Annotated in this window: 22 protein-coding genes and 2 tRNA genes; 14 read left to right on the forward strand and 10 right to left on the reverse strand. The window is 50.8% G+C overall.

Annotation, left to right across the window (positions count from 1 at the left end; genetic code table 11):
• Positions 1-116 precede the first annotated feature (116 nt).
• On the reverse strand, positions 117-2,333 hold the full coding sequence (locus tag I2G61_RS00255; RefSeq protein ID WP_072684954.1) for an FAD-dependent oxidoreductase: 2,217 nt from the start codon (positions 2,331-2,333) through the stop codon (positions 117-119).
• A gap of 159 nt (positions 2,334-2,492) precedes the next feature.
• Between I2G61_RS00255 and I2G61_RS00260 the strand changes: the two genes are divergently transcribed.
• The 12 genes from I2G61_RS00260 to I2G61_RS00315 all read left to right on the forward strand — a co-directional run bounded on the left by I2G61_RS00260 (position 2,493) and on the right by I2G61_RS00315 (position 14,556).
• Positions 2,493-3,989, forward strand: coding sequence for a CdaR family transcriptional regulator (locus I2G61_RS00260; RefSeq protein ID WP_072684955.1), 1,497 nt, complete (start codon positions 2,493-2,495; stop codon positions 3,987-3,989).
• Between the two features lie 271 nt (positions 3,990-4,260).
• A complete protein-coding gene (gene yhfZ, locus I2G61_RS00265; RefSeq protein ID WP_195547727.1) occupies positions 4,261-5,184 on the forward strand; it encodes a GntR family transcriptional regulator YhfZ in 924 nt (307 codons plus the stop codon).
• A 284-nt stretch (positions 5,185-5,468) separates the two neighbouring features.
• Complete coding sequence (locus tag I2G61_RS00270; RefSeq protein ID WP_195547728.1) at positions 5,469-5,837, forward strand: hypothetical protein; 369 nt, start codon at positions 5,469-5,471, stop codon at positions 5,835-5,837.
• 5 nt (positions 5,838-5,842) lie between these two features.
• Positions 5,843-6,217, forward strand: coding sequence for a hypothetical protein (locus I2G61_RS00275; RefSeq protein ID WP_072684958.1), 375 nt, complete (start codon positions 5,843-5,845; stop codon positions 6,215-6,217).
• A 35-nt stretch (positions 6,218-6,252) separates the two neighbouring features.
• Positions 6,253-7,566, forward strand: a complete 1,314-nt coding sequence (locus I2G61_RS00280) for a YhfT family protein (protein WP_072684959.1) — start codon at positions 6,253-6,255, stop codon at positions 7,564-7,566.
• 24 nt (positions 7,567-7,590) lie between these two features.
• Positions 7,591-7,971 carry a DUF2620 family protein gene (locus tag I2G61_RS00285; protein ID WP_072684960.1) on the forward strand — a complete coding sequence of 127 codons (381 nt, stop codon included), beginning with the start codon at positions 7,591-7,593 and terminating at the stop codon, positions 7,969-7,971.
• A 57-nt stretch (positions 7,972-8,028) separates the two neighbouring features.
• Positions 8,029-8,940: a phosphotriesterase gene (locus I2G61_RS00290; protein ID WP_195547729.1), complete on the forward strand. Its 912-nt coding sequence runs from the start codon at positions 8,029-8,031 to the stop codon at positions 8,938-8,940.
• Positions 8,941-8,943: 3 nt separating this feature from the next.
• Entirely contained in the window at positions 8,944-10,113 is a 1,170-nt protein-coding gene (locus I2G61_RS00295; RefSeq protein WP_072684962.1) for an alanine racemase, read from the forward strand.
• A gap of 6 nt (positions 10,114-10,119) precedes the next feature.
• The gene (locus tag I2G61_RS00300; protein ID WP_195547730.1) at positions 10,120-11,088 is read left to right on the forward strand and encodes an amidase family protein; all 969 of its coding nucleotides are present in this window, start codon (positions 10,120-10,122) and stop codon (positions 11,086-11,088) included.
• Positions 11,089-11,098: 10 nt separating this feature from the next.
• The gene (locus I2G61_RS00305) at positions 11,099-12,199 is read left to right on the forward strand and encodes an aminotransferase class V-fold PLP-dependent enzyme (RefSeq protein WP_195547731.1); all 1,101 of its coding nucleotides are present in this window, start codon (positions 11,099-11,101) and stop codon (positions 12,197-12,199) included.
• 17 nt (positions 12,200-12,216) lie between these two features.
• Entirely contained in the window at positions 12,217-13,440 is a 1,224-nt protein-coding gene (locus I2G61_RS00310) for a phosphopentomutase (protein ID WP_195547732.1), read from the forward strand.
• 795 nt (positions 13,441-14,235) lie between these two features.
• Positions 14,236-14,556, forward strand: coding sequence for a helix-turn-helix domain-containing protein (locus I2G61_RS00315; protein WP_072684967.1), 321 nt, complete (start codon positions 14,236-14,238; stop codon positions 14,554-14,556).
• 9 nt (positions 14,557-14,565) lie between these two features.
• Here the strand turns inward: I2G61_RS00315 and I2G61_RS00320 are convergent, their stop codons facing one another.
• The 6 genes from I2G61_RS00320 to I2G61_RS00345 form a co-directional block, all read right to left on the reverse strand.
• Positions 14,566-15,060 (reverse strand): CarD family transcriptional regulator, encoded by a 495-nt coding sequence (locus tag I2G61_RS00320; protein ID WP_072684968.1) that lies wholly within the window; start codon positions 15,058-15,060, stop codon positions 14,566-14,568.
• Between the two features lie 348 nt (positions 15,061-15,408).
• The gene (locus I2G61_RS00325) at positions 15,409-16,152 is read right to left on the reverse strand and encodes a hypothetical protein (protein ID WP_072684969.1); all 744 of its coding nucleotides are present in this window, start codon (positions 16,150-16,152) and stop codon (positions 15,409-15,411) included.
• Positions 16,153-16,509: 357 nt separating this feature from the next.
• Positions 16,510-16,596: transfer RNA gene (locus I2G61_RS00330), tRNA-Leu, on the reverse strand.
• 53 nt (positions 16,597-16,649) lie between these two features.
• Positions 16,650-17,180, reverse strand: coding sequence for a phosphatase PAP2 family protein (locus tag I2G61_RS00335; RefSeq protein ID WP_072685064.1), 531 nt, complete (start codon positions 17,178-17,180; stop codon positions 16,650-16,652).
• Between the two features lie 135 nt (positions 17,181-17,315).
• A tRNA-Ser gene (locus I2G61_RS00340) sits at positions 17,316-17,405 on the reverse strand.
• A 101-nt stretch (positions 17,406-17,506) separates the two neighbouring features.
• Positions 17,507-18,193 carry a TM2 domain-containing protein gene (locus I2G61_RS00345; protein WP_072684970.1) on the reverse strand — a complete coding sequence of 229 codons (687 nt, stop codon included), beginning with the start codon at positions 18,191-18,193 and terminating at the stop codon, positions 17,507-17,509.
• Positions 18,194-18,890: 697 nt separating this feature from the next.
• Between I2G61_RS00345 and I2G61_RS00350 the strand changes: the two genes are divergently transcribed.
• A complete protein-coding gene (locus I2G61_RS00350) occupies positions 18,891-19,553 on the forward strand; it encodes an aspartate/glutamate racemase family protein (protein ID WP_195395423.1) in 663 nt (220 codons plus the stop codon).
• Positions 19,550-20,899, forward strand: a complete 1,350-nt coding sequence (locus I2G61_RS00355) for a four-carbon acid sugar kinase family protein (RefSeq protein ID WP_072684973.1) — start codon at positions 19,550-19,552, stop codon at positions 20,897-20,899. The genes I2G61_RS00350 and I2G61_RS00355 overlap by 4 nt, the downstream gene beginning before the upstream one ends.
• 187 nt (positions 20,900-21,086) lie before the next feature.
• On the opposite strand, the gene dcd is transcribed toward I2G61_RS00355, so the two are convergent.
• From dcd to I2G61_RS00370, 3 genes are all read right to left on the reverse strand, one after another.
• Positions 21,087-21,626 (reverse strand): dCTP deaminase, encoded by a 540-nt coding sequence (dcd, locus tag I2G61_RS00360; protein ID WP_072684974.1) that lies wholly within the window; start codon positions 21,624-21,626, stop codon positions 21,087-21,089.
• A gap of 167 nt (positions 21,627-21,793) precedes the next feature.
• Entirely contained in the window at positions 21,794-23,155 is a 1,362-nt protein-coding gene (locus I2G61_RS00365; RefSeq protein WP_072684975.1) for a hemolysin family protein, read from the reverse strand.
• 137 nt (positions 23,156-23,292) lie between these two features.
• Positions 23,293-23,472 carry a hypothetical protein gene (locus I2G61_RS00370; RefSeq protein ID WP_072684976.1) on the reverse strand — a complete coding sequence of 60 codons (180 nt, stop codon included), beginning with the start codon at positions 23,470-23,472 and terminating at the stop codon, positions 23,293-23,295.
• Positions 23,473-23,538: the final 66 nt, after the last annotated feature.

Raw genomic sequence — 23,538 nt, forward strand, 5'->3', positions numbered from 1 at the left:
GCGGCGCAGATTTGGCTTGATTCCTGTTTTTATTTCATCTTCCTGAGCCGGTCAGATTTCAGAATGAACTGGAATCAACCTCAATTCTGGCTCAGATTCATCAAAGAATTAGGCGCTTAGACGGCGCGGCCGGCGTCGTTGCCCGCATGGATCGCCTTGGCGATATTGAACGGATTGGCACAGTCGCCGACGGCATAGGTTTCCGCTACGGTCAATCCTTCCAGCAGGCTGGTGTTCGGCAGCATGTCGGCGGCGTTGACGATCGCGTCGCAGGCGATTTCCATCTCCACGCCGGTTTCGGTCAGGATGACTGCTTTGTTCTGATTGACCGACTTCAATGAAGCCTGCGGCCAGGCGCTGAAGCCCAGCGAATACAACGCCGTGGTCATCATTCGCATCGCGTGCTGCGATTGCTGCATATCCATTTCCGCGGCTGTATTCGGCGTGATCATCGTGACGTGCTTTTTGTGAACGGTCAGCCACAGAGCGGCGTCGAAGGCCTGGGCATTGGAGCCGTAGATGAGGACGTTTTCCCCCATTTCCGTAAACATGAACGATTCCATGTCGATCACCGGAGCACTGCCGTCGCCTTCCACCTGCAAAGTGTCGCGCAGCCCCCCGGCAGCCAGAATAACGGCATCCGGTGCTTCCGCGTTGATCTTGGCGGCGTCGACTTCCACGCCGGTTTCCACTTTGACGCCGGTGATTTCCAGCTGACGGATCAGATAGTTCTTGAAATCCTGCAAGTTTTCATGCGGACCCTTGACGGTATGTGCGAAATCCAGCAGGCCGCCCAGCGTCCCTTTCTTTTCATACAAGGTCACGTCGTGGCCGCGGGCTGCCGCAATCCGGGCCGCTTCCATTCCAGCCGGGCCGCCGCCGATCACCATGACTTTTTTCGCTTTTTCGATCGGCGGCAGTTCATACGCTGCAGGTCCGCCTTCACGCATGACGCGCTGGGTCAAAGCGTTGACGCGGCAATAGCCGGCCATTGCGTTGGCTTCGTTGCTTCCGATATGGCAATGCAGACAGCGGGTGCACGGCGCGATCTCATCAATCCGTCCCTCACGCAGCTTATTGACATATTCGGTATCGACGGTTAACGGCCGGGTCATCAGGAAGAAATCTGCCTTGCCGTCTTCCAGCGCCTGTTCGAAGAAATCCGGAGCGTGCGCCGGGTCCATGTAAGTGACGACGCCGCAGGGAATGCTGACGGCGGCCTTGTAGCGGGCCGCGACGTTCAGAAGCATGCCGGCGCCCTGCGTATCGCCGATCAGCTGGCCCTGCCAGTGCTTTTTGAAATCATACTGCGTGCCGAAGCCGGACGCGCCTTCGATGCCGTTTAAGATAAAGTACAGATCGCTGCCGAACTGCGCGACGTGATGACCCAGCGGACCTAAGCGCAAATGCATGGAATCCGCGCCGGCGGCCTCAAACAGCTTCGCGAAAGCGATGCCTTCCTCTACCGTCGTGATTTTTGTGCGCGGCGTTGTGACCGCGTTGTCCAACGTCATTAACGTCGGATTGTTGGCGACGTTGTCGTTTTCCTCAATCGCGTCGATTAAGATCTGAACATTGAAGTCCGCACCGCAGGCTTCCTTGATCTTGGCGATGCACTCCGTGACGAAACGGGCGCGGTTTTCCAGACTGGTGCAGCCATATTCGTCCGTGCGTACGTTGTAGAAACGGGACAGGAAATGTTCGCCCATATTGAAGCCGGCGGCGTTGATTTCAAACGCTTTGAAGCCCAGCTGCTGCATGCCCTTGGCGATCTGCGCGCCGCGGTCTTCGATCGCCTGAATCTGTTCGACGCTCATTTCATTTTCCCCGGCGCCGAACTGCGCCCACTGATAGCCCAGGCTGGCGCCATACTTCGCACATTCCGCGACCAGCTTCTGACCGAAGGCCAGGGTTTCAGCGTCGTAGCCGCTGCCGTCGGCAGGAATTTCCAAAGCGGAAATCCCTTCCACATAAATCATCTCAACGCCGCCCTTGGCGAAATTGATATAATATTGAAGCAGTTCATCCGTTAATCCGGCCAGATAGGTTGCGGATCCGGCTGCCGATTTGACCATCCGGTGGCTGAGCTGAAGCGAGCCGATGGTCAGCGGCGAGAACAACGTTTTCAATTCTTTGGTGTTGCTGCGGTAGTCGTCGCGCTGCGGATTGAGATAAGCTGCGGCGATTTTGTCGTTTTCCGGAGCCGGCGAAGACGCAGGGGCATCGGGGGTTTTTTCATTTTCTGCCGAACAGCCGACTAATCCGGCTGCCATGAGGGTTAATGCGGTGGCGCCGCTTCCTTTTAAGAAGTCGCGTCTTGAAATTTTAACCATAGGTATTGATCCTCCTCTTATGCTATAATTTTAACAAGGCAATGGAACCGTATTCATCATCCGATTGCTAGATTATTCACAGAGTATTTCGTGCAAAATGCCGAAAAACCGGGAAATAAGGGGAAATCAGGCGGGACATCCGCTGAAAGGGGAGAATTAATGATGCAGAGTCAGGCGTTGATCGCCGCTGTCGCAGGCGGTTATGCCATATCCATTCCGCGGGATTTGGGCGAAATGCCGATCACCTGCTGTCAGCTGATCTTTGAGCTGCCGGCTGTGCTGACGCCCGCGACCTTGTATATCCAGGCTGAGCCGTTTGCGTTGGATCCTTCGGCCTATCCGCAATGCTTCTTTCTGTTGATGGAAGCCAGCGCGCCAGCCTTTAACGCCGCGGTTTATCATACCGGCAGCGCGCTGGATTTATACCAGACGCTCTCTGCGCTGCTGACCGACACCGACGTGTACGCGCAGGCGCTGTCCGCGCTGGGACGGGCGGCGAGTTCGGGCGAGGGCATTACTGCGCTGGTGAAAACCGCCTGTCAATACATTCAGAATCCGATCCATGTTCTGGATAAAATGTTTTCCCTGATCTGTTCCTGGCCCGATGAACCCTGCGGCAATCCGGTTTACGATTATTTCCTGATTCACAAGGAACCACATCCGGAATATCTGCGCCATGTCGAAACAGCGATCATGCGGTTCAGCCAGCACCATATCCGCTGCGCTCAGCTGGTCGATTACAACAAAGAGCGGCTCAAGTTGATCAGCTGCTCGATCGGCGCTTTGCCGCATCTGTTAGGCGGCATTGAGGTATTGCAGCTGAACCGTCCGTTTACACAGACCGACGTGCGTCTTGTCGATCAGCTCGCGCTGCTTTTACAGATCGAGCTGTTTAAAGCGAACAATGCGGCGGAAAAGGCGGATACGCAATTTGAACTGCTGATTCAGGATATACTGCACGGCCGGTTTTTCCATCCCGAAATTCTGCGCTCGCGGCTGCAGGCGTTTCCGCACTTGCTGAACCGCAGCTTCTGCCTGTTGTTAAGCCAGATTCCAAAAAGCAAAACCTGCACGCTGAAATACTACAATGAGGAAATCAACCGCCGCGTGCAGGTCATTGAAAGTTTTCAATATCAGAACGATCTGTATTTTCTGCTCGATCCGCAGGATTGGAACGAAGACCGGCAGGAAGCGCTGAATACGCTGGCGCTGCAATCCGAGACGTTGATGATCGTCAGCGATCCGATCGAAACCCTCGCCAGCTGTCCGGTCGTCGTAGCGATGCTTCAGGGGGGATTGACGGTGACGGACGCCCTGAGCGGTCTGGTTGCTTTCCGCGATCTTTATTTTAAGACGCTGCTGCACACTCTGTCCTGTCACAGCGCGTTAGCGCTGCACGATTTTGTCCATCCTGGAATTCAGCGCTTAAAAGACTTTGATCAGACGCATCAGACAGATTTTCTGGCGACGTTTAAAACCTATCTGCAATCCCAGTGCAGTCCGACAAACACGGCCGCCGCACTGCATCTGCACCGCAACTCTCTGGCTTACCGGATTCAGAAAGCCCGCCAGATCAGCGGATTTGCCAGTGAGAATCCCAAGGATTGCCAGAATTTTCTGTTGTCGATCCAGATTGACGAATACCTCGGCCCATGAATTTCAGCGCCGCTCAGCCTCTGCACGCCGGATTATCCCTGAGAAGTCAATCAGAATATTTTCCCGCTCTCTTCTTAATCTTAACGGACCGTTTCTTTTTCGATCCGCAAAGACGCTGATTTTGAAGCTTTCAGGGAATCTGCGGAAAGTCGGGAATTTTGATCGGCCGCGTGAACCTGTCTTTGAATTTATCCGGTTCGATGGTAAAATAACAGGAAAGAGAGCGCCGGCCGGTTTTGGCGCGCAAGGGTTCAGCAAACGGAGATAAACTATGATGTACTATGAAGATTTAATGGGGAAAAATGCGATTGCGACGATTAAAGTATCCAAGGAACTGCTGAAATATTCAGTGGGGGAACGAATCCCGACGGTCAGCGAATTTGTGGATTCGTTATGTCTGGCCCGCGGCACGGTTCAAAACGCGATCAAGACGCTGGTGGATCATGAAGCGGTGCGGATTGAATCCAAGGGCCATCTGGGTTCCTATCTGGTGAAAAAGAACATGCGGGTGCTGCTGAAATTTGCAGGCGTGCGGATGTTGTTAGGCACGATGCCGCTACCTTACAGCCGCCGTTATGAGGGACTGGCCTCCGGTTTGATCGCGTCGATGGAAAATAATTACGACCTGCCGATCAATCTTGCCTACATGCGCGGCTCCGTCAACCGCATCAGCATGGTTTTGCAGAAACGTTATGACTTCGCGGTCGTTTCCCGATACGCCGCCAATTATTTCATCGAAAAATATCCGGATAAAATTGAGATCGTCGTCGGTTTCGGCGCAGGCTCTTATTTAAGCAATCACGTAATCATGTTCCATAATCCGAATATTCGGGAAATTCAGGACGGGATGAAGGTCGGCATTGATTCTGCCTCGATTGACCAGAAAGAGCTGACGCAGTTTGTCTGTCAGGGCAAAAACGTCGAATTTATTGAGATCGAATATTCGCGGATCATCGAGCGCGTGATTTCCGGCGATATCGACGCGACGGTCATGAATATCGACGAAGCCAACGATAAACATGTCAAAATCCATACGAAATCAATCCAGCAGGTCAACAAAGACAACACCGAGGCCGTACTGGTCGTTGCCCGAGAGAATGAAATTTCGACGTTGATCAAAGAACTGGTCGACGTGGAAACGGTGCTGAACATCCAGCGCCTGGTTCTGGAAGAAAAAATAACACCGAGCTATTAAGCCGGTTTCGATCGTCTCTCAGATTCTGACGCGGACGAAAGAAACTGGTTTTTTTTATGTCTTGCCCTGCTTTAAATCTCGGGAATCAGAATGGAAAAGTGAGAAATTCAAGAAGAATTGAAAAACGACAGGAGTTGTCAAACGCCGAAGGCGGCAGTGGAAAGGTAAGAAAAATCAATCGAACTTCAAAATACATAAAAATGTATTTTGCTTGTTGACTTTCTCACTTGCTGGGGCTATACTGAATTTGTAAATACGGAATAGTGTATATTGGGTGGGATGAGATGAAAAAAATCAAATGTTACCGATGTGGCAAGATCCATGAGGTTAGTGAGATGAAGCTGCGGAAGTCATGGGAATGCACGCATTGCCACGCGGTGATGGTGCTGGATCCTGCGACACAGCGCAAACTGAAATACATCCGCATGTTGTTCGTCGCGGTCGTCGTCAGTCTGCTGATGTACGGCTGCAGCCGGCTGGGGACATTGACCAGCTATGTCGCGTTGATCGTCACCTGTTCGATTGCGATCGTGATCACGCAGTTTTCCGATCAGCTCTGTCTGGCGCTGACGGACAAGCTGTTCGGACTTCGGTACATGCCGGTGGAAACCGCGAAAAATGCGCCGGTAAAAAACAAAAAGAAAGGAAAATGAGGAGAATGGATTTTACGGAAAGATTGAATCTGTATCTGGAGGGCGGCATGATTCAGCCGGCCGACGTTGACGACATTCAGGCGATCATCGCGATGTTTGACCAGAAATATCACATTCAGCTTCAGGAGGAAAACGCCGATACGTTTATCGCGCATCTGTGCGCGGCCTTTGGCCGCAATGCGACGGGGGAGAAAATCGAACCGCTGCCGCCGGAGGTGAAGGCGGAGCTGGAAGGGTTGGACAGCTATCCGCAATCGCTGCAGATGCTTCAGGATGTTATGGCGGCGACGCGCAATCATTTCAATCAAACCGAACAGGATTACGCGCTGCTTCACATAAATAATTTAATCGCCCGGTTGGCAGAAGGCTGCGGCGATTAAATGAAGGGGAATCATGTTAGTAAGAGGAGGTAAACATGGAAGGAATCATTACTAATTTTGAATTTTCACTGCCGTTTCGCGCGATCGTTCTGATTGCGATCTGTGCCTGGGCAAGCCTGCTTTCGCACAAATGTATTTCCAACTTCAACGACGGCGCGCGGCCGGTTTTTCCGGAATTAATGGAAGGCCGGATGACGCGGGCGGAGTTTGCGGTCGTCGTTACCGGCATGGGTTTCGGCTGGGTTCTGGCCGGTTTCAGCCAGTGGCTGGGCACAGGCCTGATCGCCTGTCATCTGACGTTAATCGCTACCGACTGCCTGGGCGCCTGGTCGCCGAACAAGTGGGTCGCGTTAATCATCGGCGGTGCGTATGGCGCGCTGTGCGCCTTCGGCACCAGCTTTATCAATTCTGCATTCACAGCGCTGCCGTATAACTTCTTAAATGATTTGACACAGATCAGCTCCCCGGCGCTGCCGGTGTTCTGTATGTTCCCAGCGGTTGCGATCGCAAGCCAGTTCGGGGCTAAAAAGGGAATCACAACCGGTCTTATCGAAGCGATCGTCTACATTTTCTGCACAGTGGTCGGCGCTGTCAATTTCGGTTCGATCTCCGTCAGCCTGTATCCGTACACCTTTGCGATGCTGGCCGGCATGATCTGCCTGCTTGTCTATTCCATTAATGGAAGCAAGAATGCGGAAAGCGTGGAAAATGATTCGGAAACCGAAAACCTGTTTACGAAGAATGCCAATCGGATTAAGAGCAACTGGGTTTATCTGTGCATCCAGGGCGCGCTGAACGCGTTGGGGATTCATGTTCTGGCTCAGGCTTATCAGCCGTATGTCCTGTCCTCAGCTGTCTTAGCGGGCAACATGGGCACGTTTGAACTGGCGATGATCGGCGTTATTATCGCGTTTATCCCATTGATCGTTTCCACGGCGCTGGCAACCGGCGTTTATCAGGCTGTCGGTCTGACGACGGTGATGCTGGTCGGCTGTCTGGCTCCGACCTGGTGGCTGGCTCCTGTCTTCGGCTTTGTTGCGGAATTTGTTGAAATTCAGCTGTTAGGCTTATTGGGCAAGGGGCTATCGAAGTTCCCGGAACTGTCCAAATGCGGCGATTATATCCGCGACGCGATGGTTTCCTGCATCGGTCTGGCATTGGTTGCCGGTTCTTTCCTGGCGGCAAACGCAACCTGGGGTGCAGTCGGTCTTATGATCGTCGGTGGTTTCTTCGTCCTCAACGACGTCACCGGACAGCGGATTCCGAAGTCGGCAGTCGGCCCGTTAGCGGCCGTTGCAGTCGGTATTCTGTACAACATCATGATCTTTCTTGGACTAGTCCTATTGTAATGGAATGAAAGAGGAGAATTGCTTATGTTAAAAATTGAATGCTGCGGATTAACCGCGTTACAAACGAAACAGATTATTGAGAAGAAATTCCCGGGGCTTGTTGAAGCTTCGCTGGATCCGGATATGATCGCGGCGCGGAAAGTGAAAAGCGGTGATGTGGATTTTTACTTGGGAAGCTGTATGACCGGAGGCGGCGGCTCGCTTGCGACGGCGATCATGGTTTTGGGCTATGGGAACTGTCTGACCGTTTCCAAACAAGGCAATTGTCCGAATGAAAAACAAATTCGTCATCTCATTTATTCAGGAAATCATAAGGCGTTTGGCTATGTTAAAACTCATACTGAACAAGTAGTTCCGGCATTGGTGCAGGCTCTGATTGATAAATCTGAAGGAAAACCTGAATAGCGGGTATTCATTTAGGGGCATCTTCGGATGCCTCTTTCTTTTTAAGGAGGAAATTTCATGATCCGTACGGTTTTAAACGATATTGAAAAAGAAAAGCTGGGCGTTACGATATGCCACGAACACTTCATTGTGGATCTGGATCGGGTCCGTCATGACGGCATCAGCATGATTGAAACGCCGGCGGAAGTCGAGCCGGAAATCAAAAAGATGATGGCGCTGGGCGTTCAGGCGGCAGTGGAGGTCAGCACGATTGATTTAGGCCGCGACGTCCGTAAATTGAAACAGATCAGTTTGGACACCGGATTGACGATCGTGGCGTCCACCGGTTTTTATTTAACGCAGTATCACCCGGAGTGGCTGAAAACAGCTTCGGCTCAGCAGATCGCGGAAGTGTATGTCAGGGAGCTGACCGAAGGCATCGAGGATACCGGAATCCGGGCCGGGATCATCGCTGAGATTGCCTCGTCCCCGGAACGCTTCGAGGGGGAGGAAAAGAAGATTCTGAAGGCTGCCGGCATCGCTTCCCAGCTGACCGGGGCGGCGGTATCGACGCACACCGGCCGCGCGACCGCCGTGGAAACGATCGAAACGCTGCTGGCGGAAGGGGTCGATCCGGATAAGATCATCATCGGGCATCAGGACTTGATCGACGACACAAAGTATCATTGCCAGCTGTTGAATTACGGCGTGAATCTCGCGTTTGACACCTGCGGCAAGAAAGCGTACATGCCGGATGAAACCCGCGCCCGCAATGCGCTGGCGATCATGGAAGCCGGCTATGGCGATCATCTGCTTTTCAGCAACGATATATCCCGGCGGACATATTTCACAAGTCATGGCGGAGACGGGTATTTGAGCGTGATGAAATGGGTCGTTCCGCTTCTGAAGCAGGCCGGCGCCTCAGAGCGGCAGATTCAACGCTGTCTGACGGATAATCCGGCGCGGATCCTGGATAACGAGTGGAGGTAGACTATGTTTTTGAATCAATGCCTGCAGAATAATTCAAAACTGATCGAATTTGCTTTTCATGCGCATCAGCAGGGTCTGATTCTCCCCGACACCTATCTGTTGGATCTCGATACGATCGCTGAAAATGGAAGGCGAATGCTGGAAACCGCCCGTCAAAATGATGTGAAATTGTTTTTCATGCTGAAACAGCTGGGCCGGAATCCAATCGTCGCAAAACGGCTGATGGAGCTGGGCTTTGCCGGCTGCGTCGCGGTCGATTACAAGGAAGCGCTGGTGATGATTGAGAATGGAATTCATCTGGGCAACGTCGGTCACCTGGTTCAGACGCCCAAGGCTGCGCTGAGGAAAATCATTGCGGCGCGTCCGGATGTGATGACGGTGTACAGTCTTGAAAAGATTGCGGAGATCGATCAGGCAGCCGCGGAAATCAACCGGGTACAGCCGCTTATGATCCGGATTACGGATGACGACGCCAGCCTGTATTCCGGTCAGATCGCCGGCTTTTCCAGCGCTCAGCTGCCGGAAATCCTGGCGAAAGTCAAGTCGCTCAGGCACGTGCGGATCGGCGGCGTGACCGTGTTTCCAGCGTTGCTTTACAGTGAAAAAACACAGAAGATAGAAGCCACAAGCAATGTCAGCGGCCTGCTTCGGGCGGTGGATTATCTGAAAGATAAAGTGTCGGATGAATTGTTGATCAACATCCCCAGCGCGACCTGCTGCGCCTCCATTCCCACAATCCGGCAGTTAGGCGGCAACAACGGCGAACCCGGCCACGGGCTGACCGGCACGACGCCGCTGCACAAAGCCAGCCGCGAACCGGAGAATATCGGCTATCTTTATGTTTCGGAAATCTCGCACAATTATAAGGACAAGGCGTACTGCTTCGGCGGCGGACACTACCGGCGCGGACACATGGCGCATGTCCTGGTCGGCCGAGATCTCGCGCACGCGCGGATGTTCAACATTCAGGCGCCCGATGACGATTCGATCGACTATCATTTTGAAATCGACCGCAACTGCACGGTATCCGATACCGCGCTGATGTGCTTCCGGGCTCAGATTTTTACAACCCGCAGCCATGTCGCGATCGTCGAAGGACTCAGCCGGGGCTGTCCGCGGATCAGCGGGCTGTTTGACAGTCAGGGCCGAAAAATTCAGGTAAATTGGGAGTAAAACAGGATGAAAGACAACTATTCGCTGCAGCATAAAACCGCATTGCTAAATCCCTATGGATCCATTGTCAAGGTATTGGACGGCGATCCGGAAAAGCTTCTGGTTGGAATCAAAAACGTGCGTTCCATTCCGAATACGCTGATGCACAGACTGGAACCTGCGGGCTTCACGCTGCACACAATCGACAAGAAATCTCAGCTGGCCGGCCGGGCTGTCGACACGGAGCTGATCAATCCGATCAGCGGCCGTTTCATGTCAGGTTCCTCCTCCGGCACCGCGATCAACGTATTCGCGGGCATCAATGATCTGGGCATCGGCAACGACGGCGGGGGCAGCGTTTTGGCGCCGGCGATCAGCGTCAATATTTTAAGCTTCATTTCCAGGCTGATCGAAGCCGACCGTCTGCAGCAGCTCAAACCCAACACCGACAACATCACATCAGCCAATTCGATCGGCTTTATGGCCCGCGATAAAAAGATCCTGATGAAGGCAATTCAGGCTGCCATCGGCATCCGTCCGGCCTCCGGCGCTGGAAGGGTTCTGGCGGATCGGGAATATCCGGGAATCGACGCGCAGGTCATTGCGATTGAGGATCCGGCCGCACCGCGCGCCGTACTGACAGCGTATTTACAAGCGCTTCTGAAACGCTGCGACGTCTTTATGATCACCGAAGGGCCGATTGATCTGGACGGTTTCGGCGATTCGCTGTTCGGTCATTTCGATGCGCGGACGCAAAGGATTCAGCAGGCCGCGGGGAAGGGCTATGTCCGCGTGTGCAATCTGGCCGGTGCAACGGCGCTGTCGCTGCCGCAGTCCGGCTTGGGCATGGCGACGCTTCTGATGTGCGAAAGTCAAAGTGAAAAAATCGCGCGGCTGCTTTATCTGGCCGAACAGATTGAGGAAGTTCATGACGAACTGATCGAACGGTATTTTTTGGATCTGAACAACTATTTTATCGAAGGTTACGAAATATAGGAGGACAACAATGAACGTTTACCCATTAAAAAATATGACTTTGGAACAGGCGATGCAGAAGCAGTTTAAGCTGGTCGACTGCATTACGCGGCACTTTCGCGGCACTGAAAGTTTAACGCGCGGGGATCTGGGAGTCCATCAGCCGGGCAATCAGCCGGTGACGACGCGGAAAGCAGAACAGGCGATTGCGGAGTTCTTCGGTGCTGAGGATTGCATCTTGGTCCGCGGCAGCGGAACCGGCGCGATTCGCTACGGCTTGAGCGCGATGATGGAGTGCGGTCAGAAGATTCTGATTCACGAAGCCCCGGCCTATTCGACAACCCAGACCAGTTTTGAAATGTTTGGTCTGGTCCCGGTGCCATCCAACTTTAACGACTTGTCGGCAATCGTCAGAACGCTGCAGGAAAATCCGGATATCCGCGGGGCGCTGGTACAGCACAGCCGGCAGAAAATTGACGACAGCTATCATCTGGCGGAAGTGATCGCCACGATCAAGCAGACGGCGGATATTCCAGTGTTGATTGACGATAACTACGGCGTCATGAAGGTGGAAAAGATCGGATGCGAATGCGGAGCGGACGTCTCCTGCTTCTCGACGTTCAAGCTGCAGGGACCGGAAGGGATCGGCTGTGTCGTAGGACGCAAGGTGATCATCGACCGGATCCGGAAGATGCACTATTCCGGCGGATGCCAGACGCAGGGCTGGGAAGCGCTGGAGGTTCTGCGTGGTCTGACCTACGCGCCGGTGATGCTGGCGCTGACGGATGCCGCAGCAAAAGAAGCGCTCAAACGCATTCAGGCCGGGGAAGTCAAAGGGATTAAGCAGGCCTGCATCGCCAACGCTCAGTCGAAGGTGCTGTTAGTCGAATTTGCTGAGCCGATCGCGAAAAAGGTGCTGACGGCGGCTGAAAAACGCGGCGCTCTGCCTAATCCGGTCGGCGCGGAATCCAAATATGAACTGGCGCCGATGTTCTACCGCGTGTCCGGAACGTTCTTAAAATCAGACCCTCGTTATGGTGAATATATGATCCGCATCAATCCCAACCGCTCCGGTGCGGATACGGTATTAAGGATTCTGGCAGAAAGCATTCAGGAAGCGAATGAAGCCTGAATGCGGGGGTGAAGCGGATGAGTAAGCGATTTATCATCGTCGTGCTGGACGGTTTCGGGATCGGCGCGATGGAGGATGCCGCTACGGTGCGTCCGGGCGATGAGAAGGCAAACACGCTGCGCAGCATCCTGCGCGATCACCCGGATCTGAAGCTGCCGACGCTGGAAAAGCTGGGGTTGATGAACGCGTATGGCAGCGAAAGTGCGCAGATGAAATTCAATCCTCAGGCCAATTTCGGCAAAAGCGAATTGATGCATTTCGGAGCGGATACGTTCATGGGGCATCAGGAAATTATGGGGACTCTGCCAAAGCAGCCGGAAGTCCATCCATTCCAGCAGAAAGTCGACGTCGTCGCAGCGCACTTGAAAAACTGCGGCCATCAAGTTGAAATCATCGAACGACAGGGACTGCGGTATGTGGTCTGCGACAAGTTCGTCACGATCGCCGATAATCTGGAAGCAGATCTGGGTATGTGCTACAACGTGACCGCGCCGCTGGATTTGATTTCTTTTGAAAAAGAAGTGGAAATCGCGGAGCGGGTCCGCGAGGTCGTGACGGTCGGCCGGGTGATCGTATTCGGCGGCAGCGGCAATACGATGCAGGATTTATATAACGCTGAGGAAATCAGGCAGGGCAGGTTTATCGGAATCGCTTCGGCAAAATCCAAATCCTACGAACAAGGTTATCAATGCCGTCATCTGGGGTATGGCGTCAACAAGAATGTCCAGGTTCCAACAATCCTGACCAAAGCTAGAATTCCGTGCGTATTGATCGGCAAGGTCGCGGATATTGTCGCCAACGATCTGGGTACCAGTCTTTCCTGCGTGCCGACGCCGGAGTGCATGAGGCTGACGTTGGACGCCGTGCGCCGCATGGATACCGGGTTTATCTGCACCAATGTTCAGGAAACTGATCTGGCAGGGCATTCACAGGACAGCGCGGAATACAGGCGGATTCTGGAACAAGCTGACGCGGGTCTGGCGGAAATCCTGCCGGAACTGACGGAAGACGATATATTAATCGTTCAGGCGGATCATGGCAATGATCCGGATATCGGCAGCAGCCGGCATACCCGCGAGTGTGTTCCGTTGTTGATTTATCGGAAAGGTCTGAAAGGCGTGAAAATCGGAACACGGCGCACGATGTCCGACAACGGTGCGACGTGCTGTGATTTCTTTGGCGTGGATGCCCCGGAAAACGGGACTTCGTATCTGGATTTGCTTCAGCTGCCGCAAGGTTAAATCGAAGTTAGCATATTGCAAAGAGGATATGCTGACTTTTTTATCGGTGGGAAGATTGATCGGCACAGGCAGAGAGCACCGATAAAAAAAACTTGAAAATAGCCAATACCTGAACTTAGAGAAAGTTATAAGAAAGATCATCCAATAAGAATAGAATTGGCATGATTCGAAAGAAGACAGGTCAATCCTTTTCGTTTCAGGAAAATCATGTTGGCATTTTGGTCAGTTAAAACTAAGGTGTTCTATACTTATTGCAGAGAAAGTGATAATACAGAAAATGCTTGATGGTTAAAGGGAGAAGGAAGGATCAGCCAAAGCGTCAGATCTGGAATGCAGTGAAAGAAGAGGGGATAATCCGGCGAATTGTGCTTTTGCAAGTGAGAGCGGGACAGGAAAATACGGCCGGCAGGGAGGCTGCACAATCCATGATATTGCTTCGTGTGGGACAGCGGGGCAAGCCATGAGATAAACGAAGGGAACATAACCCGCCACATTTGAATAAAGAAAGTTTTGCCCAGACCTTGAACTCAGCAAGCTGAGTAAGAGAAGGAAGCATACAGGATGGGAAGAAAAGAAGCAGATTTCTGACAGAATTTGCCTTTTCGAATGCGCGGCGTCAGTTCCCTGCGAACATTGACTTTGTTGAAAATATTTTCAGAGCAGACGATTGTTTTTGATGCAGAAAAGGGATGGTTAACCGAATTCGGGTATAAACCTGCCTTTTGCTTGTTATGATAAGAATCAAGTCTTTCAGAAATGGGGAAGACGGGGATCAAATCATGAAAGGAGTCGGCTATGGAATATTCTGAAATGCTTATCCACCGAATTAAAGATCTGTGTCGTCAGCGAGGAGGCATAACCGTTCACCGCCTGGCAAAAATGTCTTCTCTGCGGCAATCGACGCTGGATAATATTATCCGCGGCAACACCAAGGATCCGCGTGTCAGCACGCTGCATCGCATCGCTCTGGGCTTTAATATGACGCTGACTGAATTTCTGGATTTTCCGGAACTCAACGATTATGTATTTGAGGAGGAAGAAGAAATAATCAATCCGGCAGAGCTGAAAAAGCATAAAAAAACGGAAAGGCCGGCATCAAATGCTGTTCTTCCGTAACGATCAGACTTATTTGTCTTTAAATCGGCTGAGGAGGTAATCGGCAACCTCTTCTTTTTTTATTTTGAACGATAATGAAATTTCCTCATGAAGCAGGTCTTCTGCCCGGGCGAGCATTTCAGCATCCGCGCGGGACAGCGATTTACGATCCTTCAGCTTGTCCTGTTTCTGAGTGTAAATCGAGATGATCATCTGCGCGAGCTTGCGGCCGTCGCCTTCTGCCAGAATTGCCTGGTAGGTTTCCTCGCGTTTGCGCTTATCATCAATCCAGGCGGATTCCAGCTGCGGCATTTCGTTGATCATCTGTTCAATCTCTTCCCGATTCATGACCGGGCGCAGTTGTGAATTGGAGGCTGGCGTTACGATCTGCGTATGGATGCCATAAACGGAATTGAGCACGTAACACGTTTCAGGACGGCGCGGTTTCAGTTCTTTTTTGACAATCTGATCAACCTGGAATATTCCTCGCGCACCATAACGTACATAATCCTTTTCTTTAAACATGAAGCTCATTCCCCCTTCCAAAAGGTGAATCTATACCTTTATTCTACCATTTTTAAGGGATTTTCGTAAGTAAAATCGTCAACGGCATCCAAAAGGGGGAAAGTCAGGGTTAAAATAAGCGTGGAAAACAGCGGCCCAAGCATCGCAGTATAAGGCTTGTAAGAACCAGCGGCAGGATGATCAGAAGAAGAAAAACGAATACATTCAGCAAAAAGACATCAGGGATGATTTTTTCCAATGTCATAGCGCAAAGAATCAAGGTCAGCCGGAAGGAAAGATAATAACCAGGCAGAGCACAAATTCAAAATCTGATTTTTTAAGTTTGTTCATCGCCTCTATTTCCTTTCATCATTGAGAGGAATCGGTAAAAATAAGTGTTAAAGGTTCCCAACTGTTGTCAATAAACTGATAAACTTCAATTTCGGAAAACGGAGTTTCGGGCGTAATCTGCAGATCCCTGACGGCCCAGACTTCCCGCAGACCGCCTTGATAGCCAAGGATCGCATAAGCATCGGGTTTTACTTGATATGAATCGTCAGACAGATAAACTAAATAGGACTTTCCAACTTCAATGTCGATATCTTCGGAAACTTTTTGCTTGATATAAGCAGGTTTTTCAGTGGCTGATGCCACAGCGTTCCTTTGACTGGGCTCTAAGGTTTGAAGATATTCTTCGTAAGCGATGATACCGCCAGAACGTGTGAAATGGATCGTTTGACCGGCAGAAAGATCACCTTTCAGGCTTTTGAGAATTGTCAGAGTGCCATAAGTATAAGGCAGAACAATCTTATGTTTGATCTCATGAACGGTGCTTCCTCCCTCAATGGAACAAACTGTCGCTAAAACGACATCGGTGCTGGCCTGAATAAGCGTATCCTGATCCAGCGCGTCAGGGACAAATTCCAAAAGCAGATTCTGAATTTGAATCGAATCCGGATCCAGTTGGGCATAGGCGTCGGTATAGGAACAAGCCTGCAGATCAGCAGAAGCGGAAGATTCGTCAAGCTGAACCTGAGGGGCGGCGTTATTCCTGTCGACGGCGCAAGCAGCAAGCAGAAAAGCACAGAGGAGAACAGTACCGGAATTCTTCATTGAAACACCTCCTGAAATTAAGCAGAATACATTATTTAACTAAAGTATAACAAGAATAAGACGGGAAGGGATCCAAGTTCATAAAAAGTTAAGAAAACAGGGATAACATTAGTCATATTAAGAACGTTAAATTGATAAGATTAGAGGACGCTGATCTGAAATGTGATTCATGAAAAAATAGTGATTCTGACGTTAAAATCATCCTGTTGGACTTTCTATTTATGAAGTTGACTATTTCCTGCATCTGATATTTCCTTTTCTGCCGAGGCAGGTGCTGGATAAGCTCAAAAATCGTCAGTTATCACCGCTAAGATTCAAATACAAAAAAATCAGACTTTCGTCTGATTGTCTTTTTCATGGTCCCCGGGGCCGGACTCGAACCGGCATGGTATCACTACCGAACGATTTTGAGTCGTTTGCGTCTACCAATTTCGCCACCTGGGGAATTCATGTGCTTATTTATTATATCTGATCCCCAGAGTGAAATCAAGTAGAAATTAACACTTTTCCCCGTCGGCCGGTGTGAGCTTAACGCTGCGTTGCTTCATCAATCGGACAAGCCAGGCGCCAATACACAGACCGACAAGACAGCCTGCCAGAACGTCCGAGGGGTAATGTACGTGCAGGTAAATCCGTGAGAAAGCGATTAAAACAGCTCCGCCTAATCCCATCCATTTATAAGGGCCGCCATAAGCGAATAGAATCATCATCGCCGCAAAGGAAGTCGCGGTATGACCTGATGGAAACGAACTGGACGTCGGCATCGCAATCAGAGCCGGCAGTTCGGCATGCGTCATAAACGGCCGCGGCCGGTCGACCAGCTGTTTAATTACTAAATCGTTTAACGACCAGGTCAGCACGATGGCCAGAAGCAGAAAGGCGGCAGTCTGACGATCCTTCTTAATAAAGTAAAAATAAAATGCAAAGCAAATCCACAACGCGCCTAAATTTCCCCAACCGGTAATAAAGCGCATGACCGCCGTCATGGCCGGAGATTGGAACACCTGTGTGATCCATTCCATAATCATGAAATCCAAAGGGAATCCCTCCTTTTTGAAACTATCCCTAGCATAACACAAAAGGGCGGTACTGATTCTTAAGAGTTGTTGAAAAAAACTTAAGAAAATAAAGAAAAAAGGCTTGGTTAAGCCTTTATTTACACATGGCGGAGAACATGAGATTCGAACTCACGGAAGCGTTGCCACTTCGCCACCTTTCCAAGATGGTGCCTTAAACCACTCGGCCAATTCTCCAAGTGCTTTTATATTATAGCGGATCCATATCGGGATGTCAAAGGTTTTAGCAAAATTCATAAGAAAAAGACGACTCAGCAGCCGTCTTTCTTACTTGCGTTTCAGATTTTGTTCAACGTTTCCTTCGTCTTTTCAATCATGGGATTGATCAGTCCGGCATATTTCGGAAAATGGTATTTGCAGTCGATCAATTCCTCGGTCAGCGTCATCAGCTCCTGTTTCAATTTGACAGTATCCATTGTGATCTGGGATTTTTCCAAGGCCATGGAGATCCGCGTACTGACCGCTTCAGCGAATTTGCGGTCCATCGCCTGCCGCAGATCGCTCTGATGAAACGGAGGTTCAACGTCGATATCCTGCGCCAGATCCCACATCTGTTCAACGTCTTTATTCAGAATATCAAAACGGCGCAGGTAATCCTCTAAATGCGGCTGGCCTTTTTCCACTTCGTCGATGACGCGGGTGAAGTGTTTGGAGATTTGTAAATAATCCTGTTCCATTTGTTCCTCGCAATGCGAACAAAAGGTAGACTCGCGGTTCGGCTCCAGGCGTCGTCCGCACTGACGGCAATGTCTTCCGTCATTTTGCGGTTCGCTGTTTGTTTTGAACATTGTAATGAAGGCGCGGATCGTATCAATCAGCCAGCCGATTCCCATGACCCCAAATGTAAAGAAGTATAAAACTCCCAAGCCATATTGGCGGCGAATAAAGTGGTGAACGCCAAAGACTCCAAAAAAGAAGGTGATAAAAAACATAAGTATCGGATCATATTCTTCATGATCATTCATAAGGTAAACCTCCTGTGCAGCATATTTGCGTTTGTAAATACAGTATATCAGATTTATTTAAAAACAATCGGAAAAACTTATGAAGAATTTCGTAAGAAAGTGACTTTTCGGCGAAGCTGCAAGAAGAAAAGCGTTGTTCGCTGAGACAACCGTGACTGAATCCATTTGTCCTTTCTTTGGATTGAACTTTACTGAAAACAGAAACAAAACCTGATTTCGCCAGACGGGTTAAAAAGACCACAGACAAAGAAAAGTTGATTTCCGCAAGAGACCCTTAAGAGAACTGTTCGCGTTCTTTTAGCTATGCGAACAATCTTTTTATCATTTCCTTTAGGCGGATATTGATCTTCAGCGCCAACTTACACATGGAAAGCGGCACATTGCGGATGCCCGTTCCGATAGAATCGTCTTTTCGTTTTTCCATAATCGGCTCAAACAGACACAATTCAACCCTGGAAAATGAAGATAATTTTATGCTTGAACTGGATTGCCGCGGGAATGGAGAAAATGAAAAACAGGTTGTCTTTCATCTGCCGGATTTTTTGCGCCTGGTTTTCAGTAATCCATTGCTCGCCATGCAAGAAACATAAAAAACCAAAACAAGTGAAAAAAGCAATGATTATTCTGACCGTTTGTTTTACTCTGAAAATTCAGCTTTCCTGTAAAATGAAGACAAAGCATAAAGGAGGAGATTATTATGCAGAAAGTCGCGGTTATTCATACCAGTCCGGTCTCGCTTAACGAGCTGAAAGCCTTGTTTGCGGAGTTGTTGCCGGAGGTGGAGATGATCAACATCATTGACGACAGTTTACTGGAGGAGGTCAAGCGCAATAATGGAATCACGCCGGGCATCGTCTCAAGGATGTGCCTGTATGGTCAGGCGGCGCAGTCGATGGGCGTGGACTTGATTCTGAACCAATGCTCATCCGTGGGTGAAAGCGCGGATATTGTGAAGCAGACTGTAACCTGCCCGCTGCTTAAGATCGACGAACCGATGGCCGAGGAAGCGGTGCAGCTGGGAACGAAAATCGGCGTGATCGCTACGGTGGGTTCAACGATGAAACCAAGCTGCAATCTGATTCGTACAAAAGCACGGCAAGCAGGCAAAGCCGTGGAAATGAAGGAGTATCTGGTTGCCGGGGCACTGGATATTTTGATGAAGGAGAAGAATCAGGAAAAACATAATGAACTCGTGCTGAAAGAAATTAAAAAGGCCGAGCAGGAGTGCGATGTGATCGTTTTGGCTCAGGGGAGCATGACGGTGATGCTTCCCTATCTGGAGGGAATTTCCAAGCCGGTGCTGACCAGCCCGCGTAAAGCGGTGGAACGCGTCAAGCAGATGCTGGCGCAGCAGGCATGAGTTCTTTCGTTGACAAAGCACCTAAGATCGTCGTGCTCGACGACGATCCGACCGGGATTCAGATGGTTCATGACGTCGCGGTATATACATCGTGGGAGGAAGAAGCCTGTGAAAACCTCCTGCAGCAGAGTGAGGCGATGGTCTATATCCTGACCAACACCCGTGCGCTCAAGCCGGAAGCCGCGCGCTGCCTGCTGCGGGAATTGACGCAGAATCTGATCACGGCGTCCCGTCGAAGCAACATTCCTTTTTGGCTGGTACTGCGCTCGGATTCAACCCTGCGGGGGCATTATCCGCTGGAATCCGAAACGGTTCGCGCAGGACTCAGCGAGCATGGAATTGAGGTGGAGGGAGAAATTCTGTGTCCATATCTGCAGGGGATGCGAATCACGCGGAACGATATCCATTATCTGAAACAGGGAGGACAATGGCTGCCCGTCGGGGAAAGTGAATTTGCCCAGGATAAGACGTTTGGATTTCATGCCAGCGATCTCAAAGTGTATGTGGAAGAAAAGACCCAGGGACGCTATCCGGCTTCTTCCTGCCTGTCAATTTCCCTGGAAATACTGCGAAATCATGATGAAGCGGCAATTATGCGAATTCTGCGGCAGGCGCACGGCTTTCAGAAGATCATTGTCAACGCGGAAACGGATGACGATCTGCGCGCGTTGATCCGACCATTAAAGACGGTGCTGAAAGAGAAGGTATTCCTGTTTCGGACCGCGGCGTCTTTCTGTAAACTCTTTGCACAGCAGGATGACAAACCGCTGCTGGATCCGCGGGTTTGCGTGCAGCCGCAGAATCACAACGGCGGATTGATCGTCGCAGGCTCGCATGTCCAGAAAACGTCGCGTCAGCTGGAAGTGCTGCGCCAGAATTTATGCCTGGAAACGATCGTCTTTGATCAACATCAGATCCTGCAGGGCTCGCTGATGGAAGAAAGCGAGCGCTGCGCCAGACTTGTAAACCAAAAACTGGCGGAGGGAATCACGGTAGTTTTGCAGACGCGGCGGGAACGCGTGGATCTGCCGCAGGGGAGCGCGGAGGATCAGCTGCGGCTGACGCAGGCGATCAACGATCAGTTCATCCGGGTTGTTGAGCAGCTGAACGTGTGGCCGCGGTTTATGATCACCAAAGGCGGGATCACGTCCAGTGATTGTCTGACGCGGGGGCTTCGGGTCCGGCGGGAATGGGCATCAGGCCAGATTGAACCGGGAATCGGCGTGATTCGCTGTGATCGTGCCAGCCGGTTTCCCGAGCTGCCCGTTGTGATCTTTCCCGGCAATGTCGGGGAAGACAATACGCTGGCGAAGATCGTGGTAAAGCTGAATACGGCGCAGGCATAAGCCTTCTGTTCCCGTTCTTCGGATCATTCGCATTTGCGGGAAAAAAGCAATGCGGAGATTTCTCGATCAGAAGCCGCTGCCTCTTCCTTCCATAAACAAAAAAACAAGAAGACAAATAAAAACGGGAATCGAATTGCCGGATAACTCCTCCAGGCTAGATTCCCGTTTTTCCCGAGCTCTGCTTTATTTAAAAACGATTTTCATGATCCAGGAACACGCGCGATCCGGTTGCGCCTTTCTGCCCCTGGTATTTTCCGTTATACGGATTCAGTGCAGGCGCATCCATTTTCGCGAACACGAGCTGACCGATCCGTCTGCCGGCCTTTAATTCAATCGCGCAGCGGTTCGCGTTATACAGCTCTAACGTGATTTCACCCTTGAAGCCCGGATCAACCCAACCGGCATTCTGAATGAACAGGCCCATTCTGCCTAACGAGCTGCGGCCTTCGACAAAGGCGGTGAGATCGTCAGGCAGATCGAAAAACTCCAGCGTCGTCGCCAGCACAAATTGATTTGGAAGCAGGATGTAGGTGTCGCAGGTGATCGTTTTATAACGGATTTCGTTTTCCATGTTGATCATCCCGGAAGGGGAATCCTCAACGACGCTGAAAGTATTTCCCAAACGGATATCCACGCTGGCGGGTTGAATCTGGTTGGGATCCAGCGGTGTAATTTTCAATGTTTCGGCGCTCAGCATGGCCTGCAATGTTTTGTCGGACAGAATCATTGGCTAACCCTCTTTCTTTACGGTTTTCAATCTGAATTCCGATTGTATTCATCATAGCACAGAGAACAGGGAGTTTTGACCTGTTTTTTTTCGAAATGTCTGACTTTCTGGAAATTGAATGCGGATTGGTTTTATGCAATGAGCGGAATAAAAAAGTCCGCCGTTGTTCAGCGAACTTCTTTTTCTGATTCAGCGGCGGTTTCTTCCGTCTTTGAATCGGACAACAGTGTCAGATGAATCTTGCCGATCCGCTTGCCTTCCATCGACTGTACGGTGAAGCGCAGATTGCCGATCTGGATTTGCGGATGTTCATCGGGCTGCGGAATTTGCCCGAGCTGCTCGATCAGATAACCGGAGATTGTATCGTAATATTCGGTTTCCAGCTTGAAGCCCAGTGCTTTGTTCAGTTCGTCCAGATTCATCAATCCGTCGATCTGATATTCGTTGGCATTGAACTGAATCAGCTCTGGTTCTTCCTGTTCATATTCGTCATGCAGATCGCCGACGATTTCCTCGACGAGATCTTCCGTCGTCGTAATTCCGCTGAATCCTCCGAATTCATCAATCAGGATCGCCATCCGGTACTGCGTCTTCTGCATTTCCCGGAACAGTTCGGCTGTCGGCTTGCTGTCAGGGACAAAATAAGGCTTTTGCAGCAGCGATTCCAGTTTTAACTGATCGGTGTCGCCTTCGCTGATCGCGATCATTAAATCTTTTATATTCAAAATGCCGATGATGTTGTCGCTGTTTTCGCGGTACACCGGAAACCGGCTCAGACGCGTGCTCAGCAGGGCTTTCAACTGCGGACGAACGGGCTCGTCCATGTCGAGCATCACGACTTCCTGACGCGGAACCATGACGTCGCGTGCGGTTTTATCGTCAAAGGTGAAAACCGAATCGATCATTTCCGTCTGCGTGTCGTCAAAGACGCCGCTGGCCCGGCCGCTGTGGACCAGCGAACGGATTTCTTCCTCGCTGACTTCTTCCTCCAGATTTTCCGTTTTCATGCCGATCAGCCGCAGGAAACCGTTGGTCGACAGGGAAAGCAGCTTGATAAACGGCGAGAGTACGCGCGAGATCACCAAGATCGGCTGGACGCACATCAAACTGAACTGCTCCGCTTTCTGCAGTGCGATGCGCTTGGGCACCAGTTCACCGAAGACCAGCGTGCAGTAGGAAAGAATAATCGTGACCAGCACCACCGCGATCGTCGAACTGTACGGGATGCCATACTGTGCCATCCATCCGCCCAGCACCTGCGAAATGCCGGTGGCGGCGGAGGCGCTGGAGAAGAAGCCTGCAAAGGTGATCGCTACCTGAATAGTAGACAGAAACTTCGTCGAGTCGTCAAACAGTCCTTCGATCAACCGGGCTTTTTTGTTTCCTTTCTCGGCCAGCATTTTAATTTTGTTTTTATTCACGGAAACGATAGCCATTTCCGCGCCTGCGAAGAACGCGTTGACTAACGTAAGAAGTACCAGCAGCAACAGCTGCATGGCGATGGCGTTACCGCCGGGATCTGATGCCATAATCATCCTCCTAAACTGATAGCCAGTATATCAGAATTGCGGCTAAACCGCAAATACAGCGGAGCCGGTTTGTCTAATTCAGACAAAAAAAGACGTTTCCCAAGCGGTGCGGGAACGTCCTGAAGAGACACGGAAGGTTAAGCTAAATTGAATACCGCCAGAAGAAATGCGATTCCCAACAGGAGGTAACCACAGTAAAGCGTCAGCTTTTCCTTTTGATTATAGGGGATGCCCTGACCGGCGACGCAGCGCTTGTTATAGAAGATCTTGGAAGCGATCACCAACGCCAGACCGAGGCCCAGTAAAATAAATGCCATGTGTATTTTCTCCTTTTAAACTATTCCGATGAACCATACGGCCAAGACGAAAACCTGAGGCAATCA

It is taken from the genome of Holdemania sp. 1001095H_141210_F2, from assembly GCF_015558105.1.
Lineage (GTDB): Bacteria > Bacillota_I > Bacilli_A > Erysipelotrichales > Erysipelotrichaceae > Holdemania.